This window comes from Endozoicomonas sp. ALB091, from assembly GCF_049310265.1.
Lineage (GTDB): Bacteria > Pseudomonadota > Gammaproteobacteria > Pseudomonadales > Endozoicomonadaceae > Endozoicomonas.
In genome coordinates, this window is sequence record NZ_JBLYNQ010000006.1 from 816,923 (window position 1) to 830,986 (window position 14,064).

The 14,064-nt window shown below is 49.4% G+C and carries 8 protein-coding genes; 4 read left to right on the forward strand and 4 right to left on the reverse strand.

The window, feature by feature from the left end:
* Positions 1-7: 7 nt before the first annotated feature.
* Positions 8-3,730 carry a hypothetical protein gene (locus tag ACO6UX_RS10575; RefSeq protein WP_422447385.1) on the reverse strand — a complete coding sequence of 1,241 codons (3,723 nt, stop codon included), beginning with the start codon at positions 3,728-3,730 and terminating at the stop codon, positions 8-10.
* Between the two features lie 467 nt (positions 3,731-4,197).
* Here ACO6UX_RS10575 and tcdA point away from each other — a divergent pair, with 467 nt between their 5' ends.
* On the forward strand, positions 4,198-5,022 hold the full coding sequence (gene tcdA, locus ACO6UX_RS10580; RefSeq protein WP_422447387.1) for a tRNA cyclic N6-threonylcarbamoyladenosine(37) synthase TcdA: 825 nt from the start codon (positions 4,198-4,200) through the stop codon (positions 5,020-5,022).
* A gap of 10 nt (positions 5,023-5,032) precedes the next feature.
* Here tcdA and ACO6UX_RS10585 read toward each other — a convergent pair whose 3' ends face one another.
* Positions 5,033-6,814 (reverse strand): SufS family cysteine desulfurase, encoded by a 1,782-nt coding sequence (locus ACO6UX_RS10585; RefSeq protein WP_422447389.1) that lies wholly within the window; start codon positions 6,812-6,814, stop codon positions 5,033-5,035.
* 321 nt (positions 6,815-7,135) lie between these two features.
* On the opposite strand from ACO6UX_RS10585, the gene ilvG reads away from it, so the two are divergent.
* On the forward strand, positions 7,136-8,791 hold the full coding sequence (ilvG, locus tag ACO6UX_RS10590; RefSeq protein WP_422447391.1) for an acetolactate synthase 2 catalytic subunit: 1,656 nt from the start codon (positions 7,136-7,138) through the stop codon (positions 8,789-8,791).
* Positions 8,788-9,048, forward strand: coding sequence for an acetolactate synthase 2 small subunit (gene ilvM, locus ACO6UX_RS10595; protein ID WP_422447393.1), 261 nt, complete (start codon positions 8,788-8,790; stop codon positions 9,046-9,048). The genes ilvG and ilvM overlap by 4 nt, the downstream gene beginning before the upstream one ends.
* 47 nt (positions 9,049-9,095) lie before the next feature.
* Here ilvM and ACO6UX_RS10600 read toward each other — a convergent pair whose 3' ends face one another.
* Positions 9,096-10,055, reverse strand: coding sequence for a LysR family transcriptional regulator (locus tag ACO6UX_RS10600; protein WP_422447395.1), 960 nt, complete (start codon positions 10,053-10,055; stop codon positions 9,096-9,098).
* Positions 10,056-10,422: 367 nt separating this feature from the next.
* On the opposite strand from ACO6UX_RS10600, the gene ACO6UX_RS10605 reads away from it, so the two are divergent.
* Complete coding sequence (locus ACO6UX_RS10605; protein ID WP_101746581.1) at positions 10,423-10,887, forward strand: hypothetical protein; 465 nt, start codon at positions 10,423-10,425, stop codon at positions 10,885-10,887.
* 337 nt (positions 10,888-11,224) lie between these two features.
* Here the strand turns inward: ACO6UX_RS10605 and ACO6UX_RS10610 are convergent, their stop codons facing one another.
* Positions 11,225-13,912 carry a hypothetical protein gene (locus ACO6UX_RS10610; RefSeq protein ID WP_422447397.1) on the reverse strand — a complete coding sequence of 896 codons (2,688 nt, stop codon included), beginning with the start codon at positions 13,910-13,912 and terminating at the stop codon, positions 11,225-11,227.
* Positions 13,913-14,064: the final 152 nt, after the last annotated feature.

Consider the following 14,064-nt stretch of genomic DNA (forward strand, 5'->3'; position numbering starts at 1 on the left):
GTAAAATTCATTGTGCCTCCCCGGGAGGCTGCAACATTGCCAGCATTACTTTGATCAAGTCCTTCCGCTCGATATCGTCATCACTTTCATTCTGAATGGTCGATAGCAAGCCCTTCACTATTTGCTCAAAATCAACACGGTAATCGTGGCTATTCAGTTGCGTTTGCAGAGTTGCCGTGAGTGTATGCAGGCGTTGATATGCTTCTTGAAGCGAGTCAGGCACCAGGTCGGGTTTGCCTCCAGAAGAGTGCCGGGCAATAAACTCCCTGGCTTTACTCAGGGAAATCAGTGCACAGGTAAGCAAGCCATAAATACGCTCATCAGGGTTTTTGGGGTTATTAAAAAGAAGGGTTTCAGGTAATTCAAATACCGCTCCTTTTTGGAATTCCACGGTCAGCAGATCAAGGTTATCAACCAGGAATCCCAGCATATCGTTCAGTGATCTGGTTTGTTCAGGAAACGACAAATCGCTGAACGTTCTCTCAACACCAGGAGCAGCCAATTGTGTTGCCTTCTCATCGGCCACCCCGGTATCAACACTGATGTGAAGCCCCATTAATTTGGCACCCAGATCACCGTAATTAAGATGAACATTGTAGACTTTTGGCTGCTTAGTCGCCTGACACCCCGGAGTTGCCCAAATGACCATGCTTTGGGGAATGACTGAATCACTGTCGGTGTTGAGTACCTGCAATTTTTCCAGGAATTTTCTGGCAGACTCGTCTGACGTGCATTGAATGTCAATATCAATAAATAATGAGCAGCGGTTCTGCAAAAAGCGTGCGTATGAACCGGTAATCAGGAGGGGTGGATCAGTATAAAAACGATTAACTTCCGCAATAATCTCAAATGTTTTCAACTTTAACGCATGTAACCGGGGCAGCTGAATGTCGGGGAGCCCCGGTTCGCCGACACTTAACCATTGTTTTGACGAAGATTGCTGAGCCCTACTGCCAGCAACTGCCGCGGCGGAGGAGCTGTGCTGACTGGCAGAGGTTGCGTATCGGTAAACACCATCACTGTCCCATCTTGCGGGAACGATAGCTTTCAGGTTGTGGAGTATATTTTCCATTAAATTGGCTTCACAGATGCTTTGTTCAAACCAGAAGCCTAAAGCATGGCGCAAAGCGGTTCCTGCTGGAAAACTCTGCAGGCAGTCCAGCACCTGCCCCTGATGGATATGCCGCCCATTAACAGACTGTCTCGTGATATGGCAGTGCGACAGGAAGAAGAAATGCAGGCGTGAATTCTGAAATGAACTCCGCAGCAGTGTGAGGGATTGATATACCTGTTCTGTTGATACTCTCTGACGGTCAATTGGCAGCTCATGGTACATAGCCATGAATTGCAAAAGGCTTTGCAGTCGATGTTGCTCATCGTCTTTGATTGATACGTTGTTTAAGATTTGCCAGGCCGTTTGCAGTATCTTCCGGGCTTGATTGGTTTCATGGTATTGCTGAGGGTGTTTCAACCTTTGTATCAGATACCTGACCTGCCTTGAAGAATTATCCCCGGGTACTTTATTAAATGCTTCCAATACTTTCTGGTTATCCAGAAGGCTGCCATTCAATTCTCTTGCATTCAACGCCAGCTGGGCATAAAAAATAGCGCGTTCGAGCCACCAGCCACCGCGTTCATACTCCTTGATTACCGCTTGCGGTGTGACTTGCTGACCGTTCAACAGCAGCCCCATCAGGCAACATTGTGACTTAAAACGCGCTATGCCCAGTTTGCCCTCCGGACTATCGGGAAAACCCTTAATCACCGCGTCCGGTGTCACCTGCTGGTTATTCAACAGCAAGCCCCTCAGGCAACATTGTTCCTTAAAGCGCGCTATCCCCAGTCTGCCTTCCGGACTCTCCGGAAAAGCATTAACCACCGCATCCGCTGTCACCTGCTGGCCATTCAACAGCCGCCCCTTCAGGCAACATTCCGCTTTGAAGCGCGCTATCCCCAGTTTGCCTTCCGGACTCTCCGGGAAACCCTTAACCACCTCAGCCGGTGTGACTTGCCGATCATCCACCACCAGCCCTCTCAGGCAGCACTCGGCTTTAAAGTGAGCCAGTTCCAGAGTTGCCCCGACCAACTGAAAACCCTTAACCACCGTATAGGGCGCGATCTGGTGGCCATTCAAGGCCAGGCCCTTCAGGCAACATTGCTCCTTAAAGCGCACCAGCTCCAGCGTTGCCCTGATGGCCTGAAAATCTTTCACTACCTCATCCGTTGTGACGCGCCGCCCCTTCAACAGCAGCCCCCTCAGGCAACATTCCGCTTTGAAGCGCACTATTCCCAGCCTGCCTTCCGGACTATTCGGGAAACCATTAACCACCGCCTCCGGTGTGACCGGCTGACCATTCAACGCCAGCCCCTTCAGGCAACATAATTGCTTAAAGCGCGCGCACCCCGTTTTGCCTTCCGGACTCGCCGGGAAAGCCTTGACCACCGCATCCGGTGTGACCGGCCCACCCCTCACCGCCAGATTCTTCAGACAACAATTTTCCTTAAAGTGCGCCACCTCCAGTGCTGCCCTGACGGCCTGATAACCTTCAATCACCATATCCGGGCTGACCGGCTGGCCATTCAATGGCAGGCCATTCAGGTAACATTTTGCCCGGAAGTGTGCTATTCCCAGCCGACCATCCAGACTATCCGGGAAATCCTTGACCACCTCATCCGGTGTGACCTGCTGGCCATTCAATGGCAGCTTCTTCAGGCAGCATTCCTGTTTGAAGCGTGCCAGCTCCAATGATGCCCTGGCTTCCTGATAATCCTTGACCACCGCCTCCGGTGTGACCGGCTGACCATTCAAAGACTGGCCCAGCAGGCAACATTGCTCCTTCAAACGTATTAGCTCCAGGGTTGCCCTGACTGCCTGATAACCCTTGGCCACCTCATCCGGCGTGACCCGCTGGCCATTCAACGCCAGGCTCTTCAGCCAACATTGCCCCCTGAAGCGTGCCATCCCCAGCAGTCCTTCCGGACTATCAGGGAAATCCACCTCATCCGGCGTGACCTGCCGACCATTCAACGCCAGCCCCCTCAGGCAACATTTTTCCTTAAAGCGTGCTATCCCCAGTTTGCCTTCCGGACTATTCGGGAAACCCTGAACCACCTCATCCGGTGTGACCTCCCGGCCATTCAACGCCAGGCCCCCCAGGCAACACTGTTCCTTAAAGTGCGCTAACTCCAGAAACACCCCAACCGCCTGAAAATCCTTAACCACCTCATCCGCAGTGACCTGCTGGCCATTCAACGCCAAGCCATTCAGGCAACAGTCCGCTTTGAAGCGGGCCAGCCCCAGTTTGCCTCTCGGATTATCCGGAAAGTCCTTAACCACCGCATCCGGAAGGATCCCCTGGCCATTCAACAACACCCCTTTAAGACAACATTCCGCTTTGAAGCGCGCCAGCTCCAATGTTGCCCTGGCGGCCTGATAATCCTGAATCACCTCGTTCGGTGTGACCTGCCGGCCATTCAACGCCAGGCCTCTCAGGCAACATAACTCCTTAAAGCGCGCCAGCTCCAGTATTGCACTGACTGACTGAAGCCCCTGAACCACGGCATTCGTTGTGACTTTCTGGCCCTTCAGCGGCAGCCCCCTCAGACAGCATTCCTCTTTGAAACGCACTATCGCTAATTTGTATTTATAATGTCGATCCGGCTCTCGATTGAATTCTTGAATGACCTCATCCGGGGTAACTTTTCTGTTGTTTAGCAGTATGTTCTGCAAGCAAAGTTTTTGCAGAAAGAACCCACTTCTGAGGGACGTTGTATCTTTTTCAAAGGCTGAAAGCACATCAGCCGAGGTGATTTGACGTCCATGTAATGGTTCTTTATCCCAAAAGGCATCCTCTATAGATTTGCTGCTACCCCGGATGCTGTCTTTGCTTCTACAGGGCCGATTGTATGAGACTCTTTTACCATTAAATGCGGTTCCGGCACGGTCAGAAACCACGCGTGGCCCGGCATGCCGGTCAGCACGGCGAGCGGACTCTGAGCGGTGAGGGGTTGATGATGCTGCTTTCAGAATTAAGCCTCGCGCACTTGGACAATAAATACCGCAGTTTGACCTCGAAATAATTATTAGGTTCCATTGATGGCAGGTCAGTCAGAGTCAAAGCAGGGCAAAATTTGATTAAAACAATGCCACTTTGGGTTGTATAATCGGCTACTAATGTTTTATCTCAGTCGTTTCCAATGCCAGCAGCCTCTTCCCCCAGCAACAGCTTTAATGACCGGTTCGGCGGTATTCGCCGCTTGTATGGCAACAGTGCTGTTGAACAGCTTCGTCAATCCCATGTCTGCGTCATCGGTATTGGAGGTGTTGGCTCCTGGGCAGCAGAAGCCCTGGCCAGAACGGCGGTGGGTAACATCACACTGATCGATCTGGACGACATTTGTATAACCAACACCAATCGCCAATTGCATGCGCTTACGAACACCATTGGTCGCTCAAAAGTTGAGGTGATTGCCGAACGCATCACCCAGATAAACCCCGAGTGTCAATGTCAGACCATTGAAGACTTTATTACGGAAGATAATCTTCAGGAACTGATCACCAGCGAGTTTGACTATGTGCTGGATGCCATCGACAGCTTCCGGGTTAAGGCGGCGCTGATCGCTCACTGCAAACGTCACAAAATCAAAATCATCACCACTGGCGGCGCTGGCGGACAGATGGATCCTACCCAGATTCAGATCACCGATCTGACCAAAACCTGGCACGACCCTCTGGCAAGAAAAGTGCGCAACCAGCTTCGTGACCGTCATGGCTTCAGCAAGAATACCAAACGAAAGTTTGGGGTAGACTGTGTGTTTTCCACCGAGCAGGCGGTTTATCCACAGGCTGATGGCACCATCTGCCAGACCAAACCAACCGGTGAAGGCTCAATGAAAATGGACTGTGCCAGTGGTTTTGGCGCGGCCACCGCAGTGACTGCAACCTTCGGTTTTGCTGCGGCTGCGCGAATTATCGAGAAGTTGACCAGAAAGGAGGCTGTCCGAGCCATTCTGCCTGAATAGTCGGTTGGTGCTATCGATAACGATGGGCAACCGCCTGAATCTCCCGGACAATCGCCTTAAGCCCATTGCCCCTGGATGGGCTTAAATGATTGAACAGATCCAACTCACGGAACCACAGGTCAATATCTTCCCGTTCAATCTCTGCCGGTGTTTTCCCTGAGAATACCGCCAGAACAATGGCTATCAGCCCCCGGATCACTCTCGCATCGGAGTCAGCGATAAAGTACAGGCGCATGGTTTCATCGTCATAGTGATGATGCAGCCAGACGCTGCTCTCGCAACCATGAAGTCGGGCAGCATCACTTCTCCATTCCCACGACAGCACAGGCAGCTCTTTGCCCAGCAGCATGATCTGGCGGTAACGTTCCTGCCAGCCTGAAAGCCCATTCAACCGTTCTGTTATCGTGGCAAGGTTCGGAGCCTGCTGACGAAAAACCTCTGGCAGGTTAGTTGCTTCACTGATCATTGCCTGCGTCTTGCCCTGCTCTTCATCCTGATCACTGTTCATTTCAGGGTGAGCAATATACAGCGGAGAATGGTGGAGCTTGTTCATGGCATCCACAAAAGCCACGGCCTCATCGACGGTGTTATAGAGGGCAAAAGAAGCTCTGACCGTTCCATTGAGATTCAGGCCCTCCATCAGGGGCATGGCACAATGATGCCCGGTTCTCACGGCAATCCCCTGTTGGTCAAGCATCAGCCCGATGTCCTGATTATGATGTTCGCTGGAGACAAACGACACGACGGGCGCTTTCCACTCTGCCAGACCAATCAGACGGATACCGCTTATCTGGCTTAATCCCTCCTCCACCAGCAGGCGCAGCTGATGTTCATGGGCCTGCATGGCGGCAACATCAATATCCGCTAAAAACTCCAGCGCTTTGCCTAAACCAATGGCACCGGCAATATTGGGGGTTCCTGCCTCAAATTTGAACGGCAGGCGATTAAAGCGGGTGCCGGAAAAACTGACATGCTCGATCATCTCACCACCGCCCTGCCAGGGAGGCATGTTTTCCAACAGTCCCCTTCGCCCGTACAGCACACCGATTCCCGTAGGGCCGTAGACCTTATGGCCGGAAAACACATAAAAGTCGGCCCCCAGCGCCTGAACATCCACTTTCTGGTGAGCAACAGCCTGAGAACCGTCCACCAGGACCAGGGCACCGGCCTGATGGGCAAGCTCAATAACCTCTTTAATGGGGGTGATCGTACCAATGGCATTGGAGGTATGGGTCATTGCCACCAGCCTGCTCTTATCCGACAGCAATTGCCGGAACTGTTGCATATCCAGATTGCCAGCATCATCCAGCTCAACCACCCTGATGGTGGCCCCGGTGACTTCAGTCAGCAGTTGCCAGGGAACGATATTGGCATGGTGCTCAAGGCGGCTCAGGATAATCTCATCGCCAGCCTTCAGCTGGCTTCGTCCCCAGCTGCTGGCCACCAGATTGATGGCTTCAGTCGCGCCCCGGGTCCAGATAATCTCTTCCGTAAAACGGGCATTAATAAAGTGGCGGGTGGTTTCTCTGGCGGCTTCAAACCCATGGGTCGTGCAGGCACTCAGGAAGTGCGCTGCCCGATGCACATTGGCATTCTGCTCCCGATAATAGCGGTTTAGCGACTCAATAACCGACACCGGCTTCTGTGTGGTTGCCGCATTGTCCAGGTAGACCAGCGGATGGCCATGCACGGTCTGTGACAACAGGGGAAACTGCTGCCGGAGGTTATCAACATCCAGCACAGTGGATTGAGTGTCGGCCTGGCCTTTCATAGTGACCTCCATGGTGATCATGCCTCTGGGTTTCTGGCACTGCAAATAATGCTGTGCTATAAAACCTGTACATTAAACATTTAAAACTGATAAACCTATGATGCCTTCAGCCCTGAACCAACCAGTCATTCTTAACGTGGTGATTATTATCACCGCGGGTGGCTTTGTGGGCTGAATAAACAGCTGTTACAAAACCCCCGCACCGAAAGGTCCGGGGGTTTTTTTATACCTGATAAAGGAGAAAAGTCATGCTTAACCTGATCGTGCTATCTGTCATTATCCTGCCTGTCATTCTATCTGCAGCGATTACCCTCAACATCTGGCAGTCGGGGGATCATCGATATGAATGGTGCTGAAGCAATTGTCCAAACCCTGGTTCACCACGGTGTTGACACCGTTTTTGGTTATCCCGGCGGCACCATTATGCCGGTGTATGACGCCCTGCTTGACGCCCCTGTTGAGCATCTGCTCTGCCGCCATGAGCAGGGAGCCGGTTTCGCCGCTATTGGCTATGCTCGCTCAAGCCAGCGAACCGGTGTCTGTATTGCCACCTCAGGCCCTGGCGCAACCAACCTGATCACGGCTCTGGCAGATGCCATGATGGACTCTGTCCCCATTGTTGCCATTACCGGCCAGGTACCCACCAGTGCCATGGGTACCGATGCCTTTCAGGAGATGGATATGCTGGGGCTTTCCATGGCCTGCACCAAGCACAGTTTCCTGGTGACAGAGCCGGACCTGCTCTGCCAAACCCTTCATCAGGCATTTACTCTGGCCAATTCCGGACGACCGGGCCCTGTCCTGGTGGATATTCCCAAAGATATACAACAGGCTCCCGCCAGCTGGCAGCCACCGCTGGACCTGGCTGAGAACGGTTTCCACCCTGATCAGGCAGCCCATAACAGCGTTGATCAAGCGCTGCAACTTATGCGCTCAGCATCCCGCCCCATCGCCTATATCGGTGGAGGGGTGAATATGGCTGGTGCTACACCGGCGTTGCGCCATTTTCTGCAAATGACCGGCCTGCCCAGTGTCTGCACATTAAAAGGGCTTGGTACTGTACCTCCGGACAACGAGGCCTATCTTGGCATGCTGGGGATGCATGGCAACCGGGCGGCGAACACGGCAGTACAACTGTGTGACTTATTGGTTGTTGTGGGTGCCCGTTTCGATGACCGGGTGACCGGCAAGCTGGACACGTTTGCCCCTGATGCAAAAGTTATCCACATCGACATTGACCCGGCAGAAGTGCACAAACGCAGAGCGGCACATGTCGTCTTTCATCAGCCCATGCCCTGGGTACTGAAAGAACTGTCCATCGCTTTACCCGTCAACGATTGGCCAGGCGACTGTCAGCAACTCAAAGAAGAACATCAATGGCGATACGACAAACCCGGTGAGGCGATTTATGCGCCCCTGCTGCTCAACCAGCTATCCCGACAGCTGCCTGATAATGCCATTATCAGCTGTGATGTCGGGCAGCATCAAATGTGGGTTGCCCAGCATATGGCTTTTCACCACACTCGAAACCATTTGACCAGTGGCGGCCTGGGCACCATGGGCTTTGGCCTGCCTGCCGCCATCGGCGCTGCCATGGCACGTCCGGATGATACCGTTATTCTGGTATCCGGTGATGGCTCATTTATGATGAATGTTCAAGAGCTGAACACCATAAAAAGAAGACAGCTGCCGATTAAAATAGTCCTGCTGGATAACCAGAAGCTGGGCATGGTTCGCCAGTGGCAGGCGCTGTTTTATCAGGGCCGTTACAGCGAAACCGATCTTTCCGATAACCCGGACTTTATTGCGCTGGCCAAGGCCTTTGGTATTGGCGGCAGAACCATCACCCATCGGAATGAGGTAACGTCAGCCCTGGATGAGATGTTGAGTGTGAGTGGCCCATGGTTGCTTCATGTGTGCATTGATGCCATGGAAAACGTATGGCCCCTGGTGCCACCAGGAGCCGCTAACCATGAAATGTTGGAGCAACACTCATGAGCTTTCAGTTATACCTGCAATGCCATCAACAGCCTGATGTCGTGGAGCGGATACTCAGAGTTATCAGACACCGGGGCTTTACTGTGAACACCATGAGCATGACGCCTTCCCGTTGCGGTGGCAGAATTGAGTTATCCATGACTGTTTCCAGCTCACGACCTGTGCATCTTCTGATTACCCAGGTTGAGAAACTCCATGATGTGCTGGCACTGAGATGCATTGATACAACGTCCAATACTGATGTCGGCAGCTATTGATACACCCGGCCAGCCTGGCCGGATGAATCATGCCCTTACCGGTGAGTTCAGTGAGTTAGATCATCCACTTCACCATTGATAATAGCCTCCTGTCGTTCCATCTCTTTCAACTTGAGACGGAAGCGATTAATGATGAACTCCCTGAACCAGCGATGCGCCCGGTTATGCTCCCAGTACTCCGGCCACACTACGTAGTAGCTGACTCTGGGAGGTTTACCGGGCAGGGTTTTCATCGTCATATCCTGGACATAAGTGTTGTAACGAGCTGCTCTCTCCATTGTGATCAGAATATGATGGGTGTCCTTTACCAGCTGCAAACCAATGGGTAGATTGGGTGTTTTCGCAACCACCCGGATATTCTCACTGAGGCCTTCCAGGTAGTCCCTGATGAAATGAGGACTTCCCATCCACGAAGAGTGACGAATCACCGGGTACTGCTCAAGGTCTTCAATGGTCATCTCCTGATCAACGAGAGGATGATCCTCATGCACCAGGGCACAGATACTATCCTCCATTAACAGCTCATAACTGAAACCGGCAGGTGGCTTGCCAACATACCCAAGCACCAGATCGACCTGACCGGCCTCCAGCTTTTTATCCAGCTGCGGGCTGAACTGTAACAGTTCAAAATTAAAATGCGGTGCCTGTTTCCAGAACTGGTGCAGGATTTGCGGCAGGATTTGCTCAAGAACAATATAAGTCCCGGCAATGGTAAAGTTTTTTTCGGTAATCCAGGGATCAAACTGCTGGTTCTCAAATATGGTGCTGGCTTCCGTCACCACACGGTTCACGTCGTCTTTCAACGCCAGCGCTTTTTCGGAGAGAAAAATACGATTGCCCTGCCTGACCAGAATCGGATCATTCAGTGCCTCACGCAACTGAGCCAGGGTCCGGCTCATGGCGGACTGGGTCACATGCATCTGCTTCGCAGCCAGGGAAACACTTTGAGTATCGAGTAACGCCTTGAGGCCCGGCAAAAGGTTCAGGTTAAGTCTGTACAAGTTCATACTTTGGTAACAGGCACCCCAAAGATTGAAAGCACCATCTAAAACAAAAGAGCCTGATCAATCAGCTCAGAGAGAAAAAAACAGCTGACCTGGAAAAGCCCAGGCCAATTTGACCACGAGACTATAGTTATACCACTTTAACTTCATCAGTATTATTCCCTATACATTCATCGCTAATCAGGTACACTGGAAACAGGAATCAGTGTCAGAGGACATTCTCAATCAGGCAAATGGCCATGTCTGAATACACGTTTGAAGTACTGGTCTCATGGCTAATTGAGAACGCCCCCCGGCTCTGGTGAATCTGGCCTTGGCGCCTGACAAACTACGGGTCAGGCATCCGCTGAAACAGCTTTCAGGAGGGTCTATGAGCCAAAACAAGTACAAGAGTATTCAAGATCTGGTAGATAACTACATTGCCTCTGGCCTTTCTGCCAGAGAGTACGTCGAAGCCCGTGTAGATGCCGGAGATCTTAGTGCTGCCGAAGCCCTGAAACTGCTGTCTATTCTTCGAGAAGCACAGTCTATTACCTTTAAACTGGCCGAAGTCAGTGATGACGAATTTTCCGGCCTGCACATGGTCCTTGTTCGCAAGGAAGAGGATGAGCTTGCGGATGACGCCTCTCCTCTGTTCAGTATTGAAATCGATGAAAGCCTGAACAGTAATCGTGATGATGTTATTAACCTGTTGCAAAAATTTGCCAAAGAGCTGGCTGTGCTGGCGACACGAGGAGAGCTTGAAGAAGCAGAAGCCATAGATACCATTGATGACAACCCTGAAGACTGGCTGGATCACCCCAATATTCTCCCCGCCAGTGAAACCCGTCACTGATAAGGAAGCGGTTCACCCTGCCCTCTCAACACTTGAAAGAATAAGCCCGGCAAGTTCCGGGCTTATTTTTTGATGGATAAAAGTGAATAACTATTCCTGGTTATATAGCTCAATCTTTAGTCATCAACAGATTCATTGATCAAACCATTGAATGACCTGTGGATAACTGACTGCACCGCACTATTTTCAAGCCTCACAAACCTCTGGTTATTTTTTGTACAGCGCAGCCAAATTGATCAGCGATTTCCCTGAAAAACTCCGTAACCCGTTCGCTTAAAATAGCTATTGATCTCAAAGTAAGGGGTCTTATAGGGTTACGTTCTAATCACCTCAGCAATCAATCATCCCCGCCGAAACCGCCTCCACCAAAACTGCTGCCACCGTAATCACCTCCATCATAATCACTTCGACTGTGCCCACCTCCACTGTACCCACCTCCACTGTACTCATCTTCACTGTAACCACCTCCACTGTACTCACCTCCACTGTACTCACCTCCACTGTACTCACTTCTACTGTATCCACCTCCACTGTGCCCACCTCCACTGTACCCATCTCCACTGTACCCATCTCCACTGTACCCACCTCCACTGTACTCACCTCTACTGTGCCCACCTCCACTGTTCCCATCTCTATCGAGACTTCTTATGCTGAGACTACTTATACCGAGACCACCTCCTGAATCGAAACCAGCAACATCATTTACAACGTCTCCAATGTCTGGCGAAGAAGCGACTAATTCAGAAAAGATATCAACGTTGTCTAATGATAAGCCTGCACCTATATCAAGTGGCAGGCGGGCAAAATCCCCAATATCAATATCACCTGAAAAGCTGGAAGCGGGTATGGATAAATTTTCTGTACACGTAGACGGAGGAAGATCTAAACGCAATTCACCAGATTCAGATCCACAAGCCGTATTGAATATACGTTCCGGAGTGAGGAATAAAGCAACATACAGATACGGCATCCAAAAGCCGTCTACCAGAAAATATCTTTCGGTGGGCTTTATTTGAGTCAAGTCAGAGTAATAACTGTCAAGTTGCTGGTGGAACAACGGTAATGAGAGACTTAGTTCTTCCTTTTTCCGTTTCGCATTTTCATGGATTTCGCATAATTTATTTGACACCTCAGAGTTTAACTGGGCCTCAAGATTACCAATAGCAGTGGTTTTTATATTCTGATATTTGCATTCTATAGTTTGACTATCTTTGATTTTATTAATGATTTCAACTATTTCAATTGGCTTGCGGATCTTTTTTTTATAACCACCCCATGCCCTGTGAGGTTTATCAAAATATGAGTTGATCAGTTTTTCGCCTTTATCTCTCATTTCGTCTTTGGGCGCTAAGATCATAGCCTCCATGACAAGCCGAACAGCTTTTTTTAAATTTTCTTGAAATTTTTCCTTCATACGAATGCAATTATCATTACGCCTGCTATCATCACGACTGCTAACGATAACACCTCCGAAATAATAATTAGCATTTTCAAATGCAGTAATAGCATTCATAATTTTTTCATCATAGAGTTTAATTGACTCATGGATTGTTTCGCAATATTGATTGTGGTACTCGGTTTCGTGCAATTCAACAATCCCCTGAATCTGTGACTGACACTTTTCAATAAAATCATTTGCTGATTTCTCAGCAGCTTTATCAAACTGCTGGAAGATTTTCTTTTCAATAAGATTCTTGTGAAGTTTTTTGAGCTCAATATGACATGGATACTTTGCTAAACCTTCCAGGCATAACTTGCTATGATCTTTATCAAAAGCTGGGTTCAAGGCGAGCTGATAAAAATGATCGGCACTGACAACACAGGACATCACTTTTTCATATAAGCCATCAAAGAACTCCTTACGAATCCCGGGGCTTAATTGACTGAATTGCTTAAATGCCTCCAGAGCATCATCAAAGTTGTTAATAGATGCATGCATTTTGCTGAATATTCTTTCAGCTACCTCATCCTGACCCAGTCCAGCGATATTTACTCTGTAAAAAGCCGCCTTACTATCAACTAATGTTTGGGCCTCATTGCACAGTACAGAAAATGCCTTTTTGAGTATTGCGTTTTCATCATCTTTAACAAGGTTTTCCATTTTTTCATTAAGTAAAAATAGTGAATCAGCACGCACCTTCTCTTTGGGTAAACGCTCTACTCTGTTTATCAAATGCTGGATAAGTGCTTTGTGACCTGAAGTTGACAGAATGCTGATATAACAGTGATTATTTTCAACGAATTTTTTTAATGACTCCGTAGTATCGAGTGAATCAAGATCACAGCCCATAGTCTTGACGACCATGACACTCAGTACTTCCTTCAATCCCTGAGGAGCACCTGACTCGCTGTGTTCCCGCACTGATTCCTGATTGATCCGCCAGTAAAGAATGTATATCAACCGAAGAGTCTCGGCATTACCGGGGTGCTGGTCCTTGTCAAATAACGTTATTAATGACTCCTGTAACGAACTGAACGTATTGGGCAATACCATAAATTCAGACAACTCTGATTTGACGAAGTCAAGCAAGGGAACAATATTGGAAAATGATTGAATGGCACGCTTTAAATTATCTTCCAGAAGAGCATTTATTCTCTGTGTTTGCTCTACAACCCTGGTCTTTAGCGCTTCGTATCTTGTGTTATTATGCCTGAGTATGGGTAACCGAAGGTTTTTATTGGTTTTGGACTCCAGATATCTGAACCTGGATTTGTTGCTACTATAAGTATCTAACGGATTATTCTGATCAGCATAATTTGCAAATTCACGGCGACAGGTATCAATCTTGCGATTATTGTCACTGAGAAGTAAATCCAATCGATAAGGTTTGGTAAGCAGGTATCGCAAGGGAAATTTGTTAACCACTTCTATTTTGGAGCGTCTATACAGCTCGATACCTTGTGGTGCTGGTATTAATTCCGATGAATCAATGTTCACAAGGGGGAGCGTAGGGCTGGCCGTTTGTTCTTCTTGCTGTTCTGTATAGTGTGTCGAAAGGGAATTTTCAAATGAAGCGGGTATCATAATAAAATCCAACTAGAGAGGTCAGCCAGGCTTGCACACTGAGTCAGGCAGCTTTACTCAATTCTTGTTAAGTAGTGGAACAGATGTTTCAAAAATTTCTGATCGGTTAGTCAGGTTGGACTATGACTTTGCAAGAACGTTCCGTGATTTTC